Source organism: Stenotrophomonas sp. NPDC077659, assembly GCF_050268705.1.
In the GTDB taxonomy this organism is placed as follows: Bacteria; Pseudomonadota; Gammaproteobacteria; order Xanthomonadales; family Xanthomonadaceae; genus Stenotrophomonas.
Window position 1 is genome coordinate 1 of sequence record NZ_JBNNHG010000058.1, and the last position, 22,759, is coordinate 22,759.

21 protein-coding genes are annotated in these 22,759 nt (G+C 66.9%); 12 read left to right on the forward strand and 9 right to left on the reverse strand.

From position 1 onward, the window contains the following. Both ACQKDV_RS10340 and ACQKDV_RS10345 read left to right on the forward strand, forming a co-directional pair. Positions 1-690 (forward strand): fibronectin type III-like domain-contianing protein (locus ACQKDV_RS10340; RefSeq protein ID WP_427783665.1); only part of this gene is annotated, 690 nt, incomplete at its 5' end. A 205-nt stretch (positions 691-895) separates the two neighbouring features. Then, positions 896-2,806 carry a CocE/NonD family hydrolase gene (locus ACQKDV_RS10345; RefSeq protein WP_427783666.1) on the forward strand — a complete coding sequence of 637 codons (1,911 nt, stop codon included), beginning with the start codon at positions 896-898 and terminating at the stop codon, positions 2,804-2,806. Between the two features lie 91 nt (positions 2,807-2,897). On the opposite strand, the gene ACQKDV_RS10350 is transcribed toward ACQKDV_RS10345, so the two are convergent. After that, positions 2,898-3,989, reverse strand: coding sequence for an alkene reductase (locus ACQKDV_RS10350; protein WP_427783667.1), 1,092 nt, complete (start codon positions 3,987-3,989; stop codon positions 2,898-2,900). Positions 3,990-4,179: 190 nt separating this feature from the next. On the opposite strand from ACQKDV_RS10350, the gene ACQKDV_RS10355 reads away from it, so the two are divergent. From ACQKDV_RS10355 to ACQKDV_RS10380, 6 genes are all read left to right on the forward strand, one after another. Next, positions 4,180-4,938 (forward strand): SDR family NAD(P)-dependent oxidoreductase, encoded by a 759-nt coding sequence (locus ACQKDV_RS10355; RefSeq protein WP_427783668.1) that lies wholly within the window; start codon positions 4,180-4,182, stop codon positions 4,936-4,938. A gap of 230 nt (positions 4,939-5,168) precedes the next feature. Further along, the gene (lldP, locus tag ACQKDV_RS10360; protein WP_427783669.1) at positions 5,169-6,827 is read left to right on the forward strand and encodes an L-lactate permease; all 1,659 of its coding nucleotides are present in this window, start codon (positions 5,169-5,171) and stop codon (positions 6,825-6,827) included. A 53-nt stretch (positions 6,828-6,880) separates the two neighbouring features. Further along, complete coding sequence (lldR, locus tag ACQKDV_RS10365; protein WP_427783670.1) at positions 6,881-7,645, forward strand: transcriptional regulator LldR; 765 nt, start codon at positions 6,881-6,883, stop codon at positions 7,643-7,645. An 18-nt stretch (positions 7,646-7,663) separates the two neighbouring features. Further along, positions 7,664-8,803 carry an FMN-dependent L-lactate dehydrogenase LldD gene (gene lldD, locus ACQKDV_RS10370; protein ID WP_427783671.1) on the forward strand — a complete coding sequence of 380 codons (1,140 nt, stop codon included), beginning with the start codon at positions 7,664-7,666 and terminating at the stop codon, positions 8,801-8,803. After that, positions 8,800-10,509, forward strand: coding sequence for a D-lactate dehydrogenase (gene dld, locus ACQKDV_RS10375; protein ID WP_427783672.1), 1,710 nt, complete (start codon positions 8,800-8,802; stop codon positions 10,507-10,509). Before lldD ends, dld begins: the two co-directional genes overlap by 4 nt. A gap of 135 nt (positions 10,510-10,644) precedes the next feature. Beyond that, positions 10,645-11,529: a hypothetical protein gene (locus tag ACQKDV_RS10380; protein ID WP_427783673.1), complete on the forward strand. Its 885-nt coding sequence runs from the start codon at positions 10,645-10,647 to the stop codon at positions 11,527-11,529. Positions 11,530-11,659: 130 nt separating this feature from the next. On the opposite strand, the gene ACQKDV_RS10385 is transcribed toward ACQKDV_RS10380, so the two are convergent. Continuing rightward, complete coding sequence (locus ACQKDV_RS10385; protein WP_427783674.1) at positions 11,660-11,956, reverse strand: I78 family peptidase inhibitor; 297 nt, start codon at positions 11,954-11,956, stop codon at positions 11,660-11,662. 209 nt (positions 11,957-12,165) lie between these two features. Here ACQKDV_RS10385 and ACQKDV_RS10390 point away from each other — a divergent pair, with 209 nt between their 5' ends. Together ACQKDV_RS10390 and ACQKDV_RS10395 are read left to right on the forward strand one after the other, a co-directional pair. Beyond that, complete coding sequence (locus tag ACQKDV_RS10390; RefSeq protein WP_427783675.1) at positions 12,166-12,792, forward strand: decarboxylase; 627 nt, start codon at positions 12,166-12,168, stop codon at positions 12,790-12,792. Positions 12,793-12,885: 93 nt separating this feature from the next. Then, positions 12,886-13,662, forward strand: a complete 777-nt coding sequence (locus ACQKDV_RS10395; protein ID WP_427783676.1) for a CDP-diacylglycerol diphosphatase — start codon at positions 12,886-12,888, stop codon at positions 13,660-13,662. On the opposite strand, the gene ACQKDV_RS10400 is transcribed toward ACQKDV_RS10395, so the two are convergent. From ACQKDV_RS10400 to ACQKDV_RS10410, 3 genes are all read right to left on the reverse strand, one after another. Continuing rightward, the gene (locus tag ACQKDV_RS10400) at positions 13,659-14,363 is read right to left on the reverse strand and encodes a GNAT family N-acetyltransferase (protein WP_427783677.1); all 705 of its coding nucleotides are present in this window, start codon (positions 14,361-14,363) and stop codon (positions 13,659-13,661) included. The two genes, ACQKDV_RS10395 and ACQKDV_RS10400, sit on opposite strands and share 4 nt — an antisense overlap. 80 nt (positions 14,364-14,443) lie before the next feature. Continuing rightward, positions 14,444-15,085 carry a hypothetical protein gene (locus ACQKDV_RS10405; protein WP_427783678.1) on the reverse strand — a complete coding sequence of 214 codons (642 nt, stop codon included), beginning with the start codon at positions 15,083-15,085 and terminating at the stop codon, positions 14,444-14,446. Positions 15,086-15,266: 181 nt separating this feature from the next. Beyond that, on the reverse strand, positions 15,267-16,148 hold the full coding sequence (locus tag ACQKDV_RS10410) for a LysR substrate-binding domain-containing protein (RefSeq protein WP_427783679.1): 882 nt from the start codon (positions 16,146-16,148) through the stop codon (positions 15,267-15,269). A gap of 129 nt (positions 16,149-16,277) precedes the next feature. Here ACQKDV_RS10410 and ACQKDV_RS10415 point away from each other — a divergent pair, with 129 nt between their 5' ends. Further along, on the forward strand, positions 16,278-17,735 hold the full coding sequence (locus ACQKDV_RS10415) for an amidohydrolase family protein (protein WP_427783680.1): 1,458 nt from the start codon (positions 16,278-16,280) through the stop codon (positions 17,733-17,735). Positions 17,736-17,890: 155 nt separating this feature from the next. Further along, positions 17,891-18,298, forward strand: coding sequence for a hypothetical protein (locus ACQKDV_RS10420; RefSeq protein ID WP_427783681.1), 408 nt, complete (start codon positions 17,891-17,893; stop codon positions 18,296-18,298). A gap of 49 nt (positions 18,299-18,347) precedes the next feature. Here ACQKDV_RS10420 and ACQKDV_RS10425 read toward each other — a convergent pair whose 3' ends face one another. From ACQKDV_RS10425 to ACQKDV_RS10440, 4 genes are all read right to left on the reverse strand, one after another. After that, positions 18,348-19,052 (reverse strand): DUF2968 domain-containing protein, encoded by a 705-nt coding sequence (locus tag ACQKDV_RS10425; RefSeq protein WP_427783682.1) that lies wholly within the window; start codon positions 19,050-19,052, stop codon positions 18,348-18,350. 99 nt (positions 19,053-19,151) lie between these two features. Further along, positions 19,152-21,296: a TadG family pilus assembly protein gene (locus ACQKDV_RS10430; RefSeq protein ID WP_427783683.1), complete on the reverse strand. Its 2,145-nt coding sequence runs from the start codon at positions 21,294-21,296 to the stop codon at positions 19,152-19,154. Positions 21,297-21,306: 10 nt separating this feature from the next. Continuing rightward, positions 21,307-21,747, reverse strand: a complete 441-nt coding sequence (locus ACQKDV_RS10435; protein ID WP_427783684.1) for a DUF3613 domain-containing protein — start codon at positions 21,745-21,747, stop codon at positions 21,307-21,309. Beyond that, positions 21,744-22,646: a Flp pilus assembly protein TadD gene (locus ACQKDV_RS10440; protein WP_427783685.1), complete on the reverse strand. Its 903-nt coding sequence runs from the start codon at positions 22,644-22,646 to the stop codon at positions 21,744-21,746. Before ACQKDV_RS10440 ends, ACQKDV_RS10435 begins: the two co-directional genes overlap by 4 nt. Positions 22,647-22,759: the final 113 nt, after the last annotated feature.

The following is a 22,759-nucleotide window of genomic DNA, read 5'->3' on the forward strand; positions in this document are numbered from 1 at the left end:
CAGCGCGCCGCCCTTGGCAAGCCCTTCGCAGGTGGAGATGTAAAGGCCCGGCGGGCGGCGATGCTGCAGGCCTGGTACCCGGGCATCCGCGGTGGCGAAGGCATTGCTGCGCTGCTGACCGGCCAGGTCAATCCCTCCGGCCGCCTGCCGGTGACCTGGGTGGTGGATGAGTCGCAGCTGCCGCGCCCGCACATCGACGGCCTGGGCTTCAAGCCGAAGAAGGAATTCGGCGACGTGTTCGATTTCGATATCGAAGGCGCCAACGTCGGTTACAAGTGGATGGCGGCCAAGGGCCTGACGCCCACCTTCGCGTTCGGTCATGGCCTGTCCTACACCTCGTTCGCCTATGAAAACCTCAAGGTGAGCGTGGAAGGCTCGCGCCTGGTCGCCAGCGTGGACATCCGCAACACCGGCAAGCGCGCCGGTGCCGATGTGGCCCAGCTGTACCTGAAACTGCCGGCCGGCAGCACCACGCCGATCCGCCTGATCGGCTATGACAAGGTGCAGCTGCAGCCGGGCGAACAGCGCCGCATCCGCATCGAAGCCGAGCCGAAGACGCTGGCCCACTACGATGCGCAGGCACGCCAGTGGAAGATCGAGGGCGGCACCTACCAGGTGCAGCTGTCGCGCACGGCGGCCGAGCCGCTGCTGACGGTGGACGTGCAGCTGGCGGAGCAGGTGCTGCGCTGATCCATGCTTTCCTTGCGGAAGTCGCTGGCGGCGGTGCATGAGGTGGCGGTGGTGTGAGGGTTCTGCCGGCCAGCGGCCGGCACTACCGACGGCGGCACATGTGTCATCAGTCCTGCCTGTATCCAGCGCAGAACGCAAAGCCTGCACACACTTCAGCGCGCAGGGCAGGAGTACGCTTGGATCTTTCCTGCCGGGAGGGGTCTCCATGCGTGTGCGTGCCGTTGCTGTAGCCATCGCCCTTTGCCTGTCCAGCACGGTGCTGGCCGCCGATACGCCGCCGATGACGCCGGACATCAGCGGCAAGCCCTTCGTGGCCCCGGATGTCGGCCGCGATTACGACAAGCGTGTGGTGATGGTGCCGATGCGTGATGGCACAAAGCTTTACACCGTCATCGTGGTGCCCAGGGGCGCGCACAACGCGCCGATCCTGCTGACCCGCACGCCCTATGATGCGGCCGGCCGCGCCAGCCGCAGCGATTCGCCACGCATGCGCGACCTGTTGCCGCAGGGCGACGAGGTGTTTGTCGATGGCGGCTACATCCGCGTGTTCCAGGACATCCGTGGCAAGTACGGTTCCGAAGGCGATTACGTGATGACCCGGCCGCTGCGCGGGCCGTTGAACAACACCAAGGTCGATCACTCCACCGACGCGTGGGACACCATCGACTGGCTGGTCAAGCATGTGCCGGAAAGCAACGGCAAGGTCGGCATGCTCGGCTCGTCCTATGAAGGCTTCACCGTGGTGATGGCCTTGACCGATCCGCATCCCGCGCTGAAGGTGGCCGCCCCGGAAAGCCCGATGGTCGATGGCTGGATGGGCGATGACTGGCTCAACTACGGTGCCTTCCGCCAGGTCAATTTCAATTACTTTGCGATGCAGACCGAGAAGCGTGGCAAGGGTACGCCGCTGCCCAGCCTCGGATACGACGACTACAGCACCTTCCTGCGCATCGGTTCGGCCGGTGACTACGCGCGCTTCACCGGCGTGGACCAGCTGACCTGGTGGAAGAAGCTGGTGCAGCATTCGGCCTACGACGGCTTCTGGCAGGGCCAGGCGTTGGACGCGGTGATGGCGAAGACGCCGTTGAAGGTGCCGACGATGTGGTTGCAGGGCCTGTGGGACCAAGAGGACATGTGGGGTGCCAACCATGCCTACCAGGCGATGGAGGGCCGCGACATCGGCAACACCCTCAACTACCTGGTGATGGGCCCGTGGCGGCACAGCCAGGTCAACTACACCGGTGACACGCTGGGTGCGCTGAAGTTCGACGGCGATACGGCGCTGCAGTTCCGCCGCGACGTGCTCAAGCCGTTTTTCGACCAGTACCTGGTGGATGGGGCGCCCAAGGCCGATACGCCGCCGGTGCTGATCTACAACACCGGTGAAAACCACTGGGACCGCCTGCAGGGCTGGCCGCGCAGCTGCGACAAGGGCTGTGCCTCCAGCAGCAGGCCGCTGTACCTGCGCGCCGGCGGCAAGCTGGCTTTCCAGGCGCCGGCGGCGGGGGAGGGGGATTTCGAGGAATATGTGTCCGACCCGGCCAAGCCGGTGCCGTTCGTGCCACGGCCGGTGCGCTTCGCGGACCGGGACATGTGGACCACCTGGCTGGTCAAGGACCAACGCTTCGTCGATGGTCGCCCGGACGTGCTGACCTTCATCACCGAGCCGTTGAACGCGCCGCTGCGCATCGGTGGCGCGCCGGTGGTGCACCTGCAGGCGTCGACCAGCGGCACCGACAGCGACTGGGTGGTGAAGCTGATCGACGTCTATCCCGACCAGGAGGCATCGACGCCGGAGATGGGCGGCTACGAGCTGCCGGTTTCGTTGGCGATCTTCCGTGGTCGCTACCGGGAGAGCTTCATTGATCCGAAGCCGCTGGCGGCCAACCAGGTGCTGCCTTACCGCTTCGACCTGCCCAACGCCAACCATACCTTCCAGAAGGGGCACCGGGTGATGGTGCAGGTGCAGTCCAGCCTTTTCCCGCTGTACGACCGCAACCCGCAGACCTACGTGCCGAACATCTACCTGGCCAAGCCGGGTGATTACCAGAAGGCCACGCAGCGGGTCTGGCACAGCACCGCGCAGGCCAGTTACATCGATCTGCCGGTGTATTGAGGGGAAACCGGGGATGCCGATCGGCCGCTCAGCGGGGGAGGAAAGTTCTGGCGCCGGCCCGCCGCCACAGCGACGGGCCGGTGACAATGGATCATGCGCCCAGTGCGGGGTAATCGGTGTAACCGTGTTCGCCGCCACCATACAGCGTGGCCGGGTCGAGGTCGGCCAACGCGGCACCGCTGCGCAGGCGCGCCACCAGATCCGGGTTGGCGATGAACGGACGCCCGAAGGCCACCATGTCGGCATAGCCGCTGGCCACGGCCCGTCCGGCGCGTGCGGCGTCGTAGCCGTTGTTGGCGATCCACGGGCCACGGAAGCGCGCGCGCAGACCTGCATAGTCGAACGCGATGTTGTCACGGTCGCCACCGGTGGCACCTTCGATCACGTGGATGAAGGCCAGCCCTTGGATGGTGTCCAGCCGTTCCACCGCGCGGTCGAACAGCGGCTGCGGGTTGCTGTCATGTGCATCGTTGACCGGCGTGACCGGCGACAGGCGCACGCCGGTGCGGGCAGCGCCGATGGCTTCGGCCACGGCATTGACCACTTCGAACAGAAGGCGCGTGCGGTTCTCGATGCTGCCGCCGTAGGCATCGCTGCGGTGGTTGCTGCCATCGCGCAGGAACTGGTCGATCAGGTAACCGTTGGCTGCGTGCACTTCCACACCATCGAAACCGGCGGCAATCGCATTGCGTGCGGCGATGCGATATTCCTCGATCAACGCCGGAATCTCTTCGATGGCCAACGCGCGCGGCGCGGACACATCTTCAAACCCATTGGCAGTGAAGGTCTTGCCTTTGGCGCGGATCGCACTGGGGGCCACCGGCACTTCGCCGTCCGGCAGCAGGCTGGTGTGGGAAATGCGGCCGACGTGCCAGAGCTGCAGCACGATACGGCCCCCTGCGGCGTGCACCGCATCGGTGATCGGCTTCCACCCTGCCACCTGCGCGTCGCTGTAGATGCCCGGGGTATCCAGGTAACCCTGGCCGAGCGCGCTGATCTGGGTGGCCTCGGCAATGATCAGGCCGGCGCTGGCGCGCTGCTGGTAATAGGTGATGGCCAGCGGCGAGGGCACACGGTCAGGCAGGGCGCGGTTGCGCGTCAGCGGTGCCATGGCGATGCGGTTGGCCACGGCGATGTCGCCAAGGCGGGTGGGCGTGAACAGCAGTTCGGCGGCAGGGTTCATCGAGGGTTCCAGTGGCAGGGAAGGTGTGGCTTGGAGCATAGGGGCCAATGCGTTGCAGTGATGGGAAGGATCGTTGCAACGGGCAGCCACCGCGCGGCGCCGCAGATGGCACGTCCCTAACACACACGGGCGTAACGTCACCAGCAGGCGGACGCGTTCCGCAAGGCTGACCCACACGTGGAGAACACAGATGATTGATTACCAGCTGAAAGGCAAGACCGCCATCGTGACCGGCGGTGTATCCGGAATCGGCCTGGCCGTAGCCGAACTGCTCGCTGCATCGGGTGCCAGCATCTCGGTGTGGGACCTGAAACAGGATGCGGTGGATGCCACCGTGCAGACCCTGAAGGCCAAAGGCGTACAGGCCATCGGCATTGCCCTGGACGTGACCGATGAAGCCGCGGTGGAAGCAGCCGTGCAGCGCACGGTGAACGAGCTGGGGAGCATCAACGTTGCGGTGAACAACGCCGGCATCGGCGGCCCGGCTGCAAGCAGTGGCGATTATCCGGTGGATGGCTGGAAGCGTGTGGTCGATGTGAACCTGACCAGCGTGTTCCTGTGCCAGCGTGCCCAGATCCAGGCGATGCGCGCGGCAGGCGGGGGCGGCAGCATCATCAACATGGCCTCGATTCTGGGCCAGGTGGGCTACGCCGGTTCGACCGCGTATGTGGCGGCCAAGCATGGCGTGGTCGGGCTGACCCAGACGGCTGCCTGGGAACACGCCGCCGATGGCATCCGCATCAATGCGGTCGGTCCAGGCTTCATCGCCACGCCGTTGCTGGACAAGATGGACGCCAAGGTGCGGGCAACGCTGGAAGAGCGTCACGCGCTCAAGCGCTTGGGCACGCCGGAAGAAGTGGCGGCACTGGTCGCTTGGCTGGCCAGCGATGATGCCTCGTTCGCCACGGGTGCGTATTACGCAATTGATGGGGGTTACCTGGCGCAGTGATGTGCGCGGGTCGGGCCGGAGCCCCGGTGGGGATCCGGCCCGGAATAGATAGGCCAAAATGGTCGTACCATTAATCCTCGTAACGCTATGGTCTAATAGCATCTTTGCACGATGGGCGGTTGAATCTGCGTCCTGTGGTCCATCCATTTCAGTATTGGTCGTACCAATGCCGGGGTGGCCGCAACGCCCCACCCCTTCGGTGGTGAACCCGCCCCCAGTCGAGAGCTTCCATGCAGCCCTGGCAACACCTGTACGACCCCGCCGGCAACCTGTGGCTGTCCAGCCTGATCGCGCTGCTGCCGATCGTGTTCTTCTTCGTCGCACTGGCCGTACTGCGCATGAAGGGCTGGCTGGCCGGCACGCTCACCGTGGCCACCGCGCTGGGAGTGGCCCTGCTGTTCTACCGCATGCCGCTGGCGCAGGCGTTGGGCGCGGCCGGCTACGGCTTCGTTTACGGGCTGTGGCCGATTGCCTGGATCATCATCGGCGCGGTGTTCCTCTACAAGGTCTCGGTAAAGACCGGGCAGTTCGACATCATCCGGGCCTCGATCCTGTCGGTCACCGAAGACCAGCGCCTGCAGATGCTGATGGTCGGCTTCGCCTTTGGCGCCTTCCTGGAAGGTGCAGCCGGCTTCGGCGCGCCGGTGGCGATCACCGCTGCGCTGCTGGTCGGGCTGGGCTTCAAGCCGCTTTACGCCGCGGGCCTGTGCCTGATCGTCAACACCGCCCCGGTGGCCTTTGGTGCCATGGGCATTCCGATCATCGTCGCCGGGCAGGTCACCGGGCTGGATGCGTTCGAGATCGGGCAGATGGCTGGCCGTCAGCTGCCGTTCCTCACGATCATCGTGCTGTTCTGGATCATGGCGATCATGGATGGCTGGCGTGGCATCAAGGAAACCTGGCCGGCGGTGCTGGTGGCCGCCGGCTCCTTCGCCATCGCCCAGTACCTGACCTCCAACTTCATTGGCCCGGAACTGCCGGACATCACCGCCTCTCTGGCCTCGCTGGTCTGCCTGACCCTGTTCCTGCGCCGCTGGAAGCCGGTGCGCATCTTCCGCTTCGATACCGCCACCAGCGCCGAGGCTGCCGTACAGGCACTGGACGCGCCACGCTACAGCGTGGGCCAGATCGCCAAGGCGTGGTCGCCGTTCCTGATCCTCACCGCGATGGTCACCCTGTGGAGCATCAAGCCGTTCAAGGCGCTGTTCGCAAGCGGCGGCGCACTGGAAGGCTGGGTCGTGAAGATTCCGGTGCCGGGCCTGGATCAGATGGTGCAGAAGATGCCGCCGATCGTCCCGGCGCCGCTGAGCTACGAGGCGATCTACAAGTTTGATTGGTTCTCGGCCACGGGTACGGCCATCATCCTGGCCGCGGTGATCGCCATCCTCGCGCTGCGCATGCCGGCCAAGGCCGCCGTGCAGACGTTCGGCGAGACCGTGCGCGAGCTGCGCGTGCCGATCTATTCCATCGGCATGGTGCTGGCCTTCGCCTTCATTGCCAATTACTCGGGGTTGTCGGCCACCCTGGCCCTGGCGCTTGCCCACACCGGCGATGCGTTCCCGTTCTTCTCGCCGTTCCTGGGCTGGCTGGGCGTGTTCCTGACCGGCTCGGACACGTCTTCCAACGCGCTGTTCTCTGCCTTGCAGGCGACCACCGCCCAGCAGATCGGGGTGTCCGATGTGCTGCTGGTGGCGGCCAACACCACCGGCGGGGTGACCGGCAAGATGATTTCCCCGCAGTCCATCGCCATTGCCTGTGCGGCGGTGGGCCTGGCAGGCAAGGAATCGGACCTGTTCCGCTTCACCGTCAAGCACAGCCTGGTGTTCACCACGATGGTCGGCCTGATCACCCTGGCCCAGGCTTACTGGCTGACGTGGATGATTCCCTGAGCCATGCCCGCTCTGCTTCTCCAGCCTCGTGCGGTTCGGGTGACAATGGCGCCATGAGCATGCAACGGGTTTCGGACAAGGTGGCCGCGCAGCTGCGCGCGCTGGTGCAGGAACAGCAGCTGCAGCCGGGCGAGCGGCTGCCGGCCGAGCGTGCGCTGGCGGTGCAGCTTGGGGTTTCGCGTACCGCGCTGCGCGAGGCGATCGCGCAGCTGGCCAGCCAGGGGCTGCTGACCGCACGTGTAGGCGGCGGCACCTACGTGGCCGAGCCGGCCGCGCGGGCCCGGCAGGCGCTGGACGAGCCGCTGGCACTGTACCTGCCGCTGTTCCAGGGCGATCCGGAATACCGCTTCGACGTGCTCGAGATCCGCCACGCGCTGGAAGGTGCCACCGCTTGGCATGCCGCGTTGCGTGCCACCGATGAGGACCGTGCGCGTATCGCCCAGGCCTTCCAGACCATGATGGATGCGCACGGCAAGGATGATCCGGCCGGCGAGGCCGAGGCCGATGCGGCCTTCCATCTGTCCATCGCCGAGGCATCGCACAACCTGGTGCTGCTGCAGGTGATGCGCGGGCTGTTCGAGCTGCTGCAGACCAACATCTCGCAGAGCCGCGAAAAGCTCTACACCTCGGCCCGTACGTTCTCGCCGCTGTCCGACCAGCATCGCCAGATGATGGACGCGGTGCTGGCCGGCGACCCCGAGCGCGCGCGCGCGGCCGCCCATGCCCACCTTGAATTCGTGCATACCACGCTGCGCACGCTCGATGACAACGAAGCCCGGCGTGCGCGCGCTTCGCGTCTACCTTCTCCGCACGGCTGATTACTTCCGGTTGACCCCATGATCATTTCCGCCTCCACCGATTACCGTGCCGCAGCGCAACGCCGGCTGCCACCGTTCCTGTTCCACTACATCGATGGCGGCGCGTATGCCGAGCACACGCTGAAGCGCAATGTTTCCGATCTGTCCGACATTGCGCTGCGCCAGCGCATCCTGCGCAACATGTCCGACCTGAGCCTGGAAACCGAGCTGTTCGGCGAGACGCTGGCGATGCCGGTGGCGCTGGCACCGGTCGGCCTGACCGGCATGTACGCGCGGCGCGGCGAGGTCCAGGCCGCGCGTGCTGCCGACAGTCGTGGCATTCCGTTCACCCTGTCCACTGTCTCGGTCTGCCCGATCGAAGAAGTGGCGCCGGCCATCCAGCGGCCCATGTGGTTCCAGCTGTACGTACTGCGCGACCGTGGCTTCATGCGCAATGCGCTGGAGCGCGCGCAGGCAGCAGGCGTGACCACCCTGGTGTTCACTGTGGACATGCCGGTGCCTGGCGCGCGCTATCGTGACGCGCATTCGGGCATGAGCGGTCCGAATGCCTCGCTGCGCCGCTTCGGCCAGGCCATCACCCATCCCCACTGGGCGTGGGACGTGGGCTTGTTCGGGCGCCCGCATGACCTGGGCAACATCTCCACCTACCGAGGCAACCCGACCGGGCTGGAGGACTACATCGGCTGGCTGGGCAGCAACTTCGATCCGTCCATTTCATGGAAGGACCTGGAATGGATCCGCGAATTCTGGAAGGGCCCGATGGTGATCAAGGGCATCCTCGACCCGGACGACGCGCGTGATGCGGTGAAGTTCGGTGCCGATGGCATCGTGGTGTCCAACCATGGTGGCCGCCAGCTGGATGGCGTGCTGTCCACCGCACGCGCACTGACGGCCATTGCCGACGCGGTGCAGGGCGACCTGAAGATCCTGGCCGATTCGGGCGTCCGCACTGGCCTGGATGTGGTGCGCATGCTGGCGCTGGGCGCCGACACCGTGCTGCTGGGCCGTGCCTTTGTCTATGCGCTCGCTGCGCAGGGCGAGGCCGGCGTGGCCAACCTGCTGGACCTGATTGCCAAGGAAATGCGCGTGGCGATGACCCTGACCGGCGCGCGTCGCATCGCCGATATCGGCCGCGATTCACTGGTCAGCCTGCCGTGAGCAGTCACGAAGCGATGCTGGCGCAGTTGCGCGACGCGGTCGGCAGCCGCCATGTACTGACCGGCGACAAGGCCACGCGGCGCTTTCGCCGCGGCTACCGCTTCGGCGATGGCCCGGTGCTGGCCGTGGTGCGCCCGGGCACGCTGCTGGAAATGTGGCGCGTGCTGCAGGCGGCGGTGCAGGGTGGGGCGGCGATCATCCTGCAGGCGGCCAACACCGGCCTGACCGGCGGCTCGACCCCGGACGGCGATGACTATGGTCGGCCGATCGTGCTGGTCAGCACGCTGCGCCTGACCGGCATCCAGCTGTTGAACGACGGCCGCCAGGTACTGTGCCTGCCAGGCGCAACACTGGACCGGCTGGAACAGGTGCTGGCGCCACTGGGGCGCGAACCGCATTCGGTGATCGGCTCGTCGTGCATTGGCGCTTCGGTGCTGGGTGGCATCTGCAACAACTCCGGCGGTGCGCTGGTGCGCCGTGGCCCGGCGTACACTGAACTGGCACTCTACGCGCAGGTCGATGTGCAGGGCCGGCTGCAGCTGGTCAATCATCTGGGTATCGCGCTGGGCGATACGCCCGAGCAGATCCTGCAGCGTCTGCAGGCCGGTGACTACACCGCTGCAGATGTGGGCACTGGCGACGGCCGTGCGGCTTCCGATCCACGCTATGCCGAGGAAGTACGCAGGGTCGATGCCGATACCCCGGCACGTTTCAACGCCGATCCCGGCCGTCACTACGAAGCCGCGGGTTCGGCCGGCAAGCTGGCCGTATTCGCCGTGCGCCTGGATACGTTCGAAAAGGAAGCCGCCGAGGTCTTCTACATCGGCAGCAACCGCACCGACAGCCTCACTGCGATCCGGCGTCAGCTGCTGACCGGTTTCGAGCGCCTGCCCATTGCCGGTGAATACATCCACCGCGATGCCTATGACATCGGCGAGCGCTATGGCAAGGACACGTTCCTGCTGATTGATCGCCTCGGTACCGCGCGCGTGCCGGCGGCATTCGCGTTGAAGAGTCGTGTGGATGGCTGGTTCGAGCGGCTGGGCCTGCGTGGTGTGACCGACCGGGTGATGCAGGTGCTCACCGGCCTGCTGCCTTCGCATCTGCCCAAGCGCATGGGCGAGTTCCGCCAGCGCTACGAGCACCACCTGCTGCTGAAGGTTTCCGCGCAGGACGCAGCGGAGACCGAAGCCTGGCTGCGCGGCTTCTTCGCAGGCCACGAAGGCGGCTTTTTCCACTGCACGGCGGAGGAGGGGCGCAAGGCGTTCCTGCATCGCTTTGCGGTCGCCGGTGCGGCGGTGCGCTATCGCGAAGTCCACCGTGCGAAGGTACAGGACATCGTGGCGCTGGACATCGCCCTGCGTCGCGACGATGCGGACTGGTTCGAGACGCTGCCGTCCGACATCGATGGGCGCCTGCTGCACAAGCTGTACTACGGGCATTTCCTGTGCCACGTGTTCCACCAGGATTACATCGCACGCAAGGGCGAAGACCCGATGGCGATCGAGCACGCGATGTGGGCACTGCTGGACCAGCGTGGTGCCGAGTACCCGGCCGAGCACAATGTCGGCCACCTGTACCCGGCCAAGCCGGCGCTGGCGGGCTTCTATCGGCAGCTCGACCCGAGCAACACGTTCAATCCCGGCATCGGGCACACCTCGAAAGCCAAGGGGTGGGGCGGCTGCGACTGCCACCACGCGCCCTAGCGTGGAGCGTGCTCGACTGCGGCAGACGGGTAGAGTCGAGCGTTGCTCGACTGCCTTTGGAGAAGAGCAGTCGAGCAATGCTCGACTCAACGGGTGCAGCAGGTACCATCGGGGTTCTCCACGGAGGAACCGCTCATGCCCTTCGCTGTCATCCGCACCGCCGTGTGCGCCGCGTTGCTGGCCACGCCCGCGCTGGCGCTGGCCCAGGCTTCGATCCTGCCGCAGCAGCGGGACGCCGCAGGCAATGTGATGGAGCCGCTGGGCCAGGTGCTGCTGCCCGATGAGGATGGACAGGAGCGCCTGCAGCGGTGCACCGCAGACCATGCCTGGTGCGTTGCCCTGCAGCCCAGCGCCAGCGCCGGGGAGAGCTCCACCACGCTGGTGGTGACCGAGCGAGCGCAGGGTATGGGTCAACCGCAGTCGTGGCACGCGACGATGGACGTCCCCGAGGACGGCGAACTGGCGCTGTGGCCGTGGATCGTGCGCCTCGCGCCCGGCGTGGGTGCCGATCAGCCGGTGGCCGATCCGCAGCAGCGTGCACGGCAGAACGTGCTGGTTGGTGGCATCAGCACGGTCCGCAGCATGTATTCCGGTGGTGGTGCCCGTGCATCGACCCTGCAGTTGGCGCGGGTGCGGCACCTGGACGACGGCATCCAGATCGACAACGACGTGCTGGGTGTGGCCTGGGAAGGGCAGGCTGACATCCGCGCCTGCTTCAGCGAGCAGGACATGAGGCAGCGCGCTGGCGCCTGCCATGATGAGTATGGCTTCTCGGCCAAGCTCTCGCTGGATGCTGCGGCACAGGGCATGCCGGTGCTGCGTTACCAGACGGTGGCCACGCGTTTCCCGGCCGGTGTTTCCCGTTTTGAGGACTCGCTGGCCAAGGGGCCCCTGAAGAAGAAAGACCTGCGCACCGAGCAGGATCCGGCGTGTACCTATGTCCGGACGTTCCGGTTCAGTGGCGGTGCGTACCAGCCGGATCAGGCGCTGCCGGATTGCGCGGGCTATACCGAACCGTGAGCCCTGTAGCGTCGAGCGTGCTCGACTGTGCTTGCCTGGCCACTCGAGCAAGCTCGACTAAGCACAGCCGAGCATGGCTCGGCTCTACAGGAAGGCGGGCAGCCGGGCATCGCCCGGCCTTTCAGTAGTGTCATTCGCAGCGTGCGGCGGTGATGATGTTGTCCTTGTCCACGTAAACACGCAGGCGATCGGGGCGGATGTCCTTCGTCGTAATGGTGGTCGGGCCGATGGGGTTGACCAGGCCGGCGCCGCTTTCGCTGGACAGGCGTCGCATGTTCGCTTCGTTGGCCGGCTGGCCGACAGCCCAGCCGAGCGCGCTGGCATCGCAGCGGCCGCTGCCCTTCACCTGCGGGCCGGGCGTGCTGACACAGGCCGACAGCAGCAGGGCGCAGGACGGAAGCAGCAGGGACAGGCGGTAGGACGTCATGCGGGCGCTCCATTGCAGGGGAATGGCCGCACCATAGCACTGTCTGCTGCAGCGCCGGCAACGACCGGCTCATTGCCGCTGGCGGGTGCGCCATGCATAGTGGACGGGCGTGCGGCATCCTGCCGACGGGCAGGCCGGGCGCTTCCGGCGCGGGTGTGGGGCACCGTATGAAGGCAGGCCAAGGTCACGGACGGGGCGGGTTGGCGGCAATGGCCATGCTGCCATGGCTGTTGGCAGCGGTGACAGTCCAGGCCGCGGCCGTCGATCCGCCGGCAGCCGCCCCGGCCGGTGACGCCGCCATGTTTGGTGGCTGGCGTAACCTGCAGACCGAAACCGGCTACCAGCCGGCCCAGCGCAACCTCGCTTTCGGCATGCTGCCGCAGGAAGCCACGCGTGGCGACCGCTTCGTCATCCTTGATCGTGAAGGCCGCCGCGCGGTGTGCTGCCTGCAGGTGGCCAGCCCGTCTCTGGGCGTAACCGCATTGCGTGAGGAGTACCACCTGGCGCAGGCCGGGGTGGATGATCTGAGCAATGGTCACAGTCCGGCCCGTCCGTACGTCCCCCACGTGTATGCCATGCAGCGCGTGGACGAACTGGTGGATTACACATTTGCCGATGTCGCCGGTGCCTACAGCGATCTGGGCGGCCTGCTGCTGCCGGAAGCGGCCGCGTTGGACCCCGAAGCAGACGGCGTGCGCCTTGGCGATGTACGGTACCGCCTGCAGTTCCAGCGCCTGCCTTTTGCCGACGATGATGGCGCACTGGACCGGTACACGCTTCAAGTGCCCGGCCACGGCCCGGCGAAGGTCGTGGAAGTGCCTTTCGGGACGTACTGAGCGGGCGGCTGGAACGCGGCGGGCAGTCGAACCAGCAGTCGAGCGAGGTCGACTCTACAATGATCGTCGCACCTGTTTACTCGAGTTTCCGCCGTGTCCCTGCGTTTCCTGCTGCTGTTGTCCCTGACCGCCCTGGCCGCCTGTGCCAGCGCGCCGCCGCCACCACCCCACTCCGATGCGCTGTGGCGATTGATCGAACGCGATTGCAGAGGCGCTGACGGCCCGCAGGGCGCATGCCTGCAGGTACAGTCCGGCGCCGACCGGCGCGATGTGCTGGTCAAGGATTCGCACGGTGACTACCAGTTCCTGCTGATGCCCTTGGACAAGATCAGTGGCATTGAAAGCCCCGGCCTGTACCGCAAGGGCGTGCCGAATTATTTCGCCGCCGCCTGGCAGGCCCGCTCCCACACCCAGCAGGCATTGGCCCAGCCGCTGCCGCGCGAGGTGGCCAGCCTGGCGCTGAACTCGCCGCACGGCCGCTCGCAGCACCAGCTGCACATTCACGTGGATTGCCTGCGTGCCGATGTCGTGCAGGCGCTGGAGGCGCAGCGTGCGGCATTGACCCTGCACTGGGCGCCGTTGCCGGTGCTGCTGCGCGGCCACCCGTACCAGGCACGGCTGCTGCCGGGCGCGGAGCTGACGGCCAACCCGCTGAACCTGCTGGCCTTCGACCTGAGCGGTCCAGCCGACGTCGGCAACTGGAGCCTGCTGGTGGCCGGCCATCGCGATGCGCAGGGCGCGCCTGGCTTCGTGCTGCTGGCCACCCGCCTCGATCCCGAAACGGGCAACGACGCCAGTGCCGAGGAACTGCAGGACCACGCCTGCAGCGTGCTGACCGGTGCAGGTTCGGCGCTGGAGCGCATGCGCTAGTTCGTCGCGGAGTGCCGGCTGCGCCAGGTGGGTGCCGTCAACGCATGCAGGTTGCGGTCCTCCCAGCCATCATTGCCCAGGTGATGGTCACGCAGCAGGCCTTCGTGGCGGAAGCCGGCGGCGTGCAGCACGCTGCCCAGTCCGGCGGCGGAGCCGTCTGTCGGGAGCATGACGTAGATCCGATGCAGCCCCACCTGTTCAAACAGGAAGGGGCATAGTGCCTGCAGGACATGGGCGAAGCGCGCCGCGTCGCCCCAGTCGCCCTGGCAGAAGGGCTGCAGTTCGGCGCTGCGGTTGCGCGCCGATTGCAGCCGCACGCTGAGTTGGTCGACCAGGGCCTGATCAATCTGGTCGAACACGCCCAGCAGCAGGCGGTCATTGTCCTGCTGCAGCCTTGATCGCTGGATGCCGATGAACAGCTGGACCTCGGCATCGGTGCGGCCGGTACCGGTGCAAGGTTCCGGGCGCTGCCCGCGCAGCACCCGCCAGGCAGGCAGGTCGGTCCGCTGCAGGGTGCGCAGGTTGATGGGGCCGTGGCTCAGATGCAGCAGGTGGCGGCGCAGTACCGGATGCAGCGCAGGAAGGGGGGGAGAGTTCGGTTCGATGTACATACGGGCACGATCTCCAATGCCGTGACCGATGCCCATGAAAAATGTTGTAAATCGCAGCGCGTGATGGGCGGGGCGCGTGAATCTGTTCATGCATCGATGCTGCGTGGAAGCGGCATTGCCAGCGAACTGGCATGCTGCGGCTTTCGATGCAGGCACCGCGCGGCGTGACGTTATGGCAGCGCCTGCACGCTGTACGACTCGATGACGTAGCTGAAAGGCTGCTGCTGGCGGTCGCGCAGCAGGGCGCGCACTTCCAGGATCACGCCGTGCTCGCCTTCTCCGCGCGGCGGCCACAAGGCCTGGTCCGCCAGGGTCTGGCGCTGGAAACCCAGCGGGCCAACCACGCGACCGAAGGGTTCATCGCTGCTGTCCAGCACCCGGTTCATCGCCGCACTGAGGCGGCCCGGCAGGTACCAGTTGTCAGCTTCGGAAAGCACGCGGGTGCCGCAGACCAGTTGCACCCGGCGATAACGCAGGGGAGTGTCGGCGCTGGCGCCCAGCGCCTTCAGCACGTCGGCCGGTGCCGCTTTGTCCTGGCCATGCACCCGCACGGCGCGCACGCGGGCCTGTTCGGCCAGGCCGTGTTCGGCACACCAGGTTTCCAGGGTGCCGGTTGCGCTGGGGCCGGCCAGCACGCGCTGGTGCAGCAGTTCAACCAGCGCCGCCGGCGCGACCCGTTGCTGGCCCGGCGGTGCCTGCAGCGCTGGCGCGGCACCGGCATCGGCAGCAGACAGGCTGGCGATCGGCGCAGCGGCCAGCAGGGAGGCGGCCTGCCAAAGGCGAAGACGATCATGGCGGTCGGACGGTCCCATACGGCATCACAGCGGAAACAGGCGCTCATGGTACCCGTTCAGGCATCGCGGCGGAGTGCCGGAAGCGCCAGAAGTACCGTGCATTCATTGTTATGGTGAAGGCAACGCGTCGAGATGTTCGTTGGCCGTTCAGCCCGCGCGGCCGCGATGGCTTCATCCACGCATGGCGTGGATCTACAGGTCAATCCGGTTCACGTTGCACCTGGCGCCAGAGCTCGGCTGCCAGCGCGCGCACGGCATCATCGGCGTCCGGGCGATGCAGCAGGCCGATCTCGTAGTTGTCCACCACCGGCAGGCCGCGTTCGCCATCGATGATGCGATGCCCGCGGCTCACCGCGCGGCGTGGCAGCAGGCTGATGCCGATACCATCGGCCACCGCGCCCTGGATGCCGCTCAGCGACGAACTGGTGAATGCGATGCGCCAGCGCAGGCCCAGTGCCTCCACCGCGTTGATCATCTCGTCGCGGTACAGGCCGCGTGGCGGAAAAGTCACCAGCGGCAGTGGATCCAGCTGCAGGCTGCTGCTGCGCAGGCTGTCGATCCAGTGCATCGGCTCGCGCCGGCAATGCACGGCCTGGCGGCTGTTGCGGCGCTGCTTCACCAGCACCAGGTCCAGTTCGCCGTGGTCGAAGCCATGGGCCAGGTCGCGGCTCAGGCCACTGCTGATCTCCAGTTTCACCTGCCGGTGGCGGCGGCTGAAGGCCGCCAGCATCCGCGTGGTCTGTGCGTTGACGAAATCCTCCGGCACACCGATGCGCACCGCGGTTTCCACCGTGGCGCCGGCCAGGGCTTGGGCCATTTCTTCGTTCAGATCAAGCATGCGCCGTGCATAGCCGAGCAGGGTGTGCCCGGCGTCGGTGGGATGCACATCGCGATGGCCGCGTTCCAGCAGGCGGTGCCCGGCAAGTTCCTCCAGCCGCCGCACCTTCTGGCTGACCGTGGACTGGGTGGAATGCAGGCGGGTGGCGGCGGTGGTGAAACTGCCGCAGTCGGCCACCATCACCAGCGCACGCAGCAGATCCAGCTCGAACAGCGTTCTATTCGATTTGGCACTGCCTTGCATTTGAACATTTCACTTCTGGATGCACGTGGCGACTTCTACCATGCAGGGCAGGGGCCGGCAAGCGCGGCGCAGCGACCGAACCCGCCCCTTCCGCCCCGCACGCCCGGTGTGCCTCTCAGGATGCTGTCCATGTTCCGTTCCCGTCCGTTGTTCTTTGCGATCCTTCTTGCCATTGCGCCGCTGCCGGCGTCCGCCGTCGAACGCGCCGATCTGCTGATCCGCAATGCCACCGTGATCGATGTCGAACACGCACGCAGCCTGCCGGGGCAGAGCGTGGTGATCCGTGGTGATGACATCGTCGCCGTGGGCCCGGATGCGCAGCTGCGCCGCCAGTGGAGCCCCAGCCGCCAGATCGATGCGAAGGGCAGGTACCTCATTCCCGGCCTGTGGGACATGCATGTGCACTTCGGTGGCGGCCCGGCGCTGGTTGAAGAGAACAAGGCGTTGCTGCCGCTGTATATCGCCCATGGCATCACCACCGTGCGCGACTGCTCGGGCGACCTGGCCGAGCAGGTGCTGCAATGGCGTGGCGAGATTGCCAAGGGCACCTTGTTCGGGCCGCGCCTGCTCAGTTCCGGCGCCAAGATCGAAGGCATCAAGCCGGTCTGGAGGGGCACGATCGAAGTGGGCAGCGAGGCTGACGTCGACAGGGCGATCAGCCGCCTGCAGCACGACAAGGTCGATTTCGTGAAGATCACCGACAGCACGCTGACGCCGGAGCTGTTCCTGTATTCGGCAACGGCCGCGCGCACGGCCGGCTTCAAGGCGTCGGGCCATATTCCGATGGCGTTGACGGTCGAACAGGCCGTCGATGCCGGGCTGGCTTCGATCGAGCACCTGGACTACGCCTTCAAGGCTGGCAGCCGGGATGAAGCGCAGATCGCCGCTGATTTCGGTGCAGGCCGCATTGATCGCGCCGAGGCCAACCGCCGCTTGGATGCCAGCTTCGACCGCGACACGGCCATGCGCGCGTACCGCGATTTCGCCAGGCGCGGCGTGTTCGTGACGCCGACGCTCAATGGGGGCCGCATCCTCGATTTCATCGACCAGGATGACCACGCCACCGATCCGTACCTGGCCTACATCGGCCCGGGCCTGCGCGCGACCTACCAGTGGCGCGTGGATCGTGCCGCCAAGGCGGCCCCGGCGCAGATCCAGGCGCGCCATGCGCAGTACCACCAGGTGGCCTCCGTGCTGCCGATGCTGCAGGAAGCCGGTGTGACGATCATCGCCGGTACCGATGCCGGCTTCCTCAACTCATACAACTTCCCGGGCATTGCGCTGCACCAGGAACTGCAGCTGTTCGTGAAGGAAGGGTTGAGCGCGCCGCAGGCGCTGTCGGCCGCCACGCGGTCGGGCCCGGCGTGGTTCGGGCAGATGGACCGTTATGGTGATGTGGCCAGCGGCAAGGCGGCCGATCTGGTGCTGCTGGACGCCAACCCGCTGCAGGACATTGCGGCCACGGAAAAGATCAACAGCGTGATCCTGCGCGGCATCGTATATGACCGTGCCGCGCTGGACCGGATGCTGGCCGAGACCAAGGCGAAAGTGGCGGCGTGGAATGCTGAGGCTGCCAAGGCGGAATGATCGTGAAAAGGGGACGGAGGGGATCAAGTCGTTCATGCAGAAACGGCTTGATCCCCTCCGTCCCCTTTTTTGAGGTGCGCGGGCTGTCGCGTTCCGCTCTGGCCGCGCCCGTTGCAAACGGGCCACGATGCGGGCACCGCCAGGGAGGGGGCATCATGAAGACCATGCTGTGGGCAGTGATCGTGGCAGGGCTGCTGGTCGGGCCGGCGCTGGCCCAGACCCACGTCTACAAGTGCGTGGACGGGGCGCATCCGGTCTACCAGCAGACGCCGTGCCAGGGGCGTGCCGAATGGCGCTGGGATGTGCCGGCCGACGCATCGCAGTCGCGTGGCGTTGAAGCGGCGGCACCGGCCAGGCAGGCAAAGCCGCCAAGCGCGGGTACACCACGCCGCGCCAGAAGCAGCGGTGCCTTGGGCGCGCTGATCACGTTGGCGCGTGATCCGGCAGGTTGCCAACAGGGCCGCCGCGAGCAGGCGCGGGTGATGGCACGCACCCGCCGCCTCGACTACCAGCAGCGCCGGCAACTGGATGATGCCCTGCGCCTGGCGTGCCAGCCGCCCTGAAACAGCAACGGCACCCAAGGTGCCGTCGCATGCGTGCCGTGCAGAAAGCTCAGTTGCCGTCGCTGCTGCCTGCCGGGCTGCCGGAGGCATTGGCCTTGGGCAGGCTCAGTTCCGGATTGCCCTGTTCGGCCTGCAGGATCTGGATGCGCCGCTGCAGCGCGTCGAGCTGGCTGTTGGTGCTCTGCACGTCGGTGCTGAGGCTTACGGCCTGCTGCTGGGCCTGCTGCAACGATGCGCTGACCTGGGCCGACTGCGCCTGCTGCTGTTCCATTTCCTGCTGCAGGGTGCGCAGGCGCTCTTCGTTGTAGGCCACCAGGCGTTCGGTGTAGCGCTTGCCTGCTTCCAGGCGCGTGGTGTCGATGTACACCTGGGCCAGCTGCTCGGTCTGCTGCACGAAGGTGCGATACACACGCTCGGCATTGTCGACCGCATCGGTCCTGATGACGCGCCAGAAGTTCTTTTCCTGGAACAGCGCCACGTAGTAGGTCAGGGTGGTGGCATTGAACAGCAGGCTGGCGCCGTAGTTGCCGTTGTAGGTGGTGCGCAGCTCGGTGAGCTGGTGTGCATCCATCAACTGCTTGAGTTCGTCCACCGTGTTGCGCACCACCGGGCCGCTGCGGGCCGGTTCGGCTGCCGCTTCGCGCTCGCTACGGGCGGCCAGCGCCGACGGCGCCACCACGATCATGGCCACAGTCAGCAGTGCTGCGGCGCGCGGATACCGGGCGAAGACGGTGCCCCCTGAAGTTTCTCGCATGTCTGGACCATCCACGAACGAAGTGTGGTTGAGATGAAAGTGTTTCCCCGCCGCGAGTCTAGCATGGGCCAAACACACGCCAACCGGGGGTGGCAGGGCCTAGTACACCAGCTGGGCGGCATTGCACTGGATCGACTGCATGCTGACATCGGTACGGCCCAGTTCCAGGCCCAGCACGCTGGCCAGCAGGTTGGTCAGCAGCGCGCCCACATTGTTGAGGACCGGCTTCAGTGCAGCCAGCACCGGTGTCAGCACCGTGCACAACAGGCCCGAGCAGCTGACCGGGCCAGGACCGGAAACACCACCGCCGCCGGCCGGATCGTTGAATCCACCGGGTTTGGTCTGCAGGTACGAGGCCAGGTTGTCGCGCACGCAGTTGTTGTAGTTGAGCAGGTTGCCAAGCAGGCTGTCGCAGCGCTGCACGAGCAGTTGCCCGGTGAGCGCGCCCAGCAGCCCATCCAGGGCGCCCAGGCCCTGGCCGGTCACGGTGACCTTGTAGGCCTGCCAGACCGTGCCCGGCTCGAAACAGGTACCCAGGCCGAGCAGGCCGCAGGCGCGGGGCACGCCGTTGGGGGCTGGCCAGGCGCCCAATCCCTCCAGGCCGATCGAGGGATCGCCGGAGGTCAGCAGCGGGATGACATTGTCCACGTTGTAGCGACCGCCTGCCGGGTGTGCGGCGATCAGGTAACGGTCAGCCAGCGCGGTGGCGGCCTGCCTGGCATCGGACTGTGGGCCACTGAGCATGTTCGACAGCACGCGCAGGAGCTCGTTGACCAGGGTGGAGACGGCATCGCCCAGCGCAAGCGGATTGATGCGGGTGGAACCCGTCTCGCCAGCGGCCAGGGTGAGGTTCTGGCTGTCGGTCAGTGCCGACAGCTCGATCTTGTTGTTGATCAGCGGCTGCCCGAGCAGGGTCAGCAGCTGCGCGTTCTGCAGGCCGTCGTCACAGACGTTGCTCTTCGAAAAGCGGTCGGCGGCATTGACCGTGCCCACGCAGGCGCGCAGCACCGATGCATCGACTTTCACCGTGGCAGCAGGTGGGGTGGCGCCGCACTGTATCGAGGTCAGCGTACCCATTGCGTTGGTCACATCCACATACAGCGGCAGACGCAGGCGCGTGCCCAGCAATGAGAGCAGGGCACCCACCGCAGGCACCTGGTTGCTGTCCACATCCACCATCAGTCGCACCTGGGCGTTGTAGGCGCGCGCGCCGACGCCGCCGATGGCGATCGATGGGGGCTCGATGACCCCGGCCTGCACGTTGATGCCGAGCAGGTTGAGATTGGGGACCTGCACACCGTTGCCGTCGTTGGCGATGGAGATTGCGGTGTTGACCAGATCCAGCACATTGATCTTCGTCTCCAGCGCGCTGCCGATGCTGCCATTGGGCGAGATGACTTCGGCAAACAGGCCGCCGCCGCCATTCTGGCTGCCCAGCAGGATGTTCAGCTGGTTGATGTCCAGCCGCGTGCCGACCAGGCCGGAAAGCGCCTGCAGCTGCGCACCTGCTGTAGTGTTGCGGCCGACCACGGTGGCCGTGGCGTCCACCAGCTGGGCCAGCGACACGCGGTTGAGCGACAGCAGGCGGTTGAAGTCGGCCACGCTCAGGTCGGCCGTGACCGGGATCCCCAGCGCAGCCAGCAGGCCGGCGGGTGTGATGCTGGCCTGGGCCAGGCCGTCATAGGACAGCACCGTGGCATTGTTCACATCCAGCCCGACCAGGCGCAGGGTGGACATCAGGGGAGAATTTCCGTTGGTGCGCAGCAGCTGCGATCCAACGGCGAAGACTGCGGTGGGCTCGCTGCGCATGGCCACGGCCTGCACGCGGAGGGTCGGCAGGCTGCCGTTCTGTGCGAAGAAGGGCACGACGCTGCGTTCGGCAACGACCCGCACCGCATTGCGTGGATTGCTCGCATCGACCGTGGCGACGAAGTGATCGTCCTGTGCGTGCGCCGCGTTCCAGTTGCCGCAGCTGATCGCCAGCGTACCGGGGAAGCGGTTCTGTGCCGTGGCGTTCTGCCGTGCGGCCGTGTTGTCGGCGTTGTCGGCGCGGCACAGGTCCAGGCGCTGCGCGCCCGCCAACGCTGCCAGGTCGGCCACCTTCTGTGCATCGCGCTTGGCCCAGAACAGAAAGCCGACTTCCAGCAGGCCGATCATGGCCACCAGCGCGACCATGACCAGCATGAGGGTGACGGACATGCCGCCGCGCGCGTGCTGGAAGCCGATATGGCGGGGACGGTTCATGGCGCGGGCCTCAGGGACTGGAAGCGGCGCCGGACCTGGCCTTGCCGACGCCGGTTTCGAAGAAATCCGGGATTTCGTGATCGAAGCTCTTCATGTAGCGCGCATAGCTGGCGCTGGCCTGGTCGCCGAGGATCGGCAGGCGCGCACCGGCTTGTTGCCCGGAGGCCTGCAGGCGGAACAGACCCCGGGTGGTATCGCCGATCCCGCTGCGCGACGCACGTGGTGGCGGTGGCGGTGCCTCGGCCAGTGCCGGCGGTGGGGGTGCTGGCTGGGCCAGGTCCACGGTCGGCAGGGCCTGTGCGTGCGCTGTAGGCGCGGTGGTGGCGGCCGGCGGGCTGCCGAGCATCTGCCCGGTCAACGGTTGCTGTGCGGGCTGTGCATGGGCGGCGGCGACCAGCAGGGTGCCGGCCAGTGCGGGCAGCAGGCGGCGGAACAGGGGCGTGGCGGTCATGGCGTGCTCCCGGAGGCAGGGTCGGTGGTGCTGAAGCGTTCCAGCATCGAGGGCGGCAGCCGCGCCAGTTCACTGGCCGGTGCGGCATCACGTTTTGCACGGCGGGGCTCAGCCGCCAGCTGCGCGCGGCTGGGTGCCGGTGCGGTCGCTACGCTGGCGCTTGCCCGTTCGCTCTCCGCTGCAGCGCTTGCCGCCGCCTGACGCTGCTGCACGCGGGCACGTATCTGCTGCGCCTGCTGTTCGATGCTGCGGCGGGTATCGGCACCGAGATTGGCCTGCTGGGCCAAGCGTTCGGCCGTGGCGGTGTCGCCGCGCAGCACTGCCCACAAGGCGAGATTGGCGGTGGCTTTGGCATTGCCCGGCGCAAGCTCCAAGGCTTTTGCAAGCGGCTCGCGGGCCTGCTCATAGCGGCCCGCGCGCAGGCGTGCATAGCCCAGATCACCCAGGTAATCGGTATTCAACGGCTGCAGCTGCGTGGCCTTTGCCAGCGCCTGTTCGCTGGCGTCGTCCTGGTTGCGCTGGGCGGCAATCAGGCCCAGCCCATGCGCAGCGGCCGCAGCCTGCGTGCCACTGTCCAGGCCGCGATACAGCGCGATGGCCGCTTCGGTCTGGCCGGTCTCGCGCAGTGCGTCGGCCTGCAGCAGCCGCAGCATCGGCGTGTCGCCGTAACGCTGGCGGAAGGCATCCACGTGTGCCAGCGAGGCATACCACGCGCCCTGTTGCTGCATGCGCTGGATCAGCTCCAGGTAGGCGTTGCGGCTGTCCTGCGGTGCCGGCGTCGGCTCGGCCAGGCTGGGCGCGCGCAGGTAGGTGGGCGCGGAGGAGGCACAGCCGGCGCCGAGGGTGGCCAGGGCCAGCACCAGGCCGGTGTGCATGCAGTGGGTACGCAATCCAGGCATCGTCGTCATCCCAGGTTCGCCAGTGTCTTGGCCAGCGCCACCAGTGCTGGTCCAGCCAGCACCAGCATCAGTGCCGGCAGCAGGGTCAACATCATCACCACGGTCATCTTCAC

What these genes read in the sequence shown, in the direction of transcription:
- ACQKDV_RS10345 (WP_427783666.1), top strand. Translation starts at nt 896, where the DNA reads ATGCGTGTGCGTGCCGTTGCTGTAGCCATCGCCCTTTGCCTGTCCAGC.
- ACQKDV_RS10390 (WP_427783675.1), top strand. Translation starts at nt 12,166, where the DNA reads ATGGCCATGCTGCCATGGCTGTTGGCAGCGGTGACAGTCCAGGCCGCG.
- ACQKDV_RS10385 (WP_427783674.1), bottom strand. Translation starts at nt 11,956, where the DNA reads ATGACGTCCTACCGCCTGTCCCTGCTGCTTCCGTCCTGCGCCCTGCTG.
- lldP (WP_427783669.1), top strand. Translation starts at nt 5,169, where the DNA reads ATGCAGCCCTGGCAACACCTGTACGACCCCGCCGGCAACCTGTGGCTG.
- ACQKDV_RS10350 (WP_427783667.1), bottom strand. Translation starts at nt 3,989, where the DNA reads ATGAACCCTGCCGCCGAACTGCTGTTCACGCCCACCCGCCTTGGCGAC.
- ACQKDV_RS10425 (WP_427783682.1), bottom strand. Translation starts at nt 19,052, where the DNA reads ATGCGAGAAACTTCAGGGGGCACCGTCTTCGCCCGGTATCCGCGCGCC.
- ACQKDV_RS10435 (WP_427783684.1), bottom strand. Translation starts at nt 21,747, where the DNA reads ATGACCGCCACGCCCCTGTTCCGCCGCCTGCTGCCCGCACTGGCCGGC.
- ACQKDV_RS10420 (WP_427783681.1), top strand. Translation starts at nt 17,891, where the DNA reads ATGAAGACCATGCTGTGGGCAGTGATCGTGGCAGGGCTGCTGGTCGGG.
- ACQKDV_RS10440 (WP_427783685.1), bottom strand. Translation starts at nt 22,646, where the DNA reads ATGCCTGGATTGCGTACCCACTGCATGCACACCGGCCTGGTGCTGGCC.
- ACQKDV_RS10380 (WP_427783673.1), top strand. Translation starts at nt 10,645, where the DNA reads ATGCCCTTCGCTGTCATCCGCACCGCCGTGTGCGCCGCGTTGCTGGCC.
- ACQKDV_RS10405 (WP_427783678.1), bottom strand. Translation starts at nt 15,085, where the DNA reads ATGGGACCGTCCGACCGCCATGATCGTCTTCGCCTTTGGCAGGCCGCC.
- ACQKDV_RS10355 (WP_427783668.1), top strand. Translation starts at nt 4,180, where the DNA reads ATGATTGATTACCAGCTGAAAGGCAAGACCGCCATCGTGACCGGCGGT.
- ACQKDV_RS10415 (WP_427783680.1), top strand. Translation starts at nt 16,278, where the DNA reads ATGTTCCGTTCCCGTCCGTTGTTCTTTGCGATCCTTCTTGCCATTGCG.
- ACQKDV_RS10410 (WP_427783679.1), bottom strand. Translation starts at nt 16,148, where the DNA reads ATGCAAGGCAGTGCCAAATCGAATAGAACGCTGTTCGAGCTGGATCTG.
- lldR (WP_427783670.1), top strand. Translation starts at nt 6,881, where the DNA reads ATGAGCATGCAACGGGTTTCGGACAAGGTGGCCGCGCAGCTGCGCGCG.
- ACQKDV_RS10430 (WP_427783683.1), bottom strand. Translation starts at nt 21,296, where the DNA reads ATGAACCGTCCCCGCCATATCGGCTTCCAGCACGCGCGCGGCGGCATG.
- ACQKDV_RS10400 (WP_427783677.1), bottom strand. Translation starts at nt 14,363, where the DNA reads ATGAACAGATTCACGCGCCCCGCCCATCACGCGCTGCGATTTACAACA.
- lldD (WP_427783671.1), top strand. Translation starts at nt 7,664, where the DNA reads ATGATCATTTCCGCCTCCACCGATTACCGTGCCGCAGCGCAACGCCGG.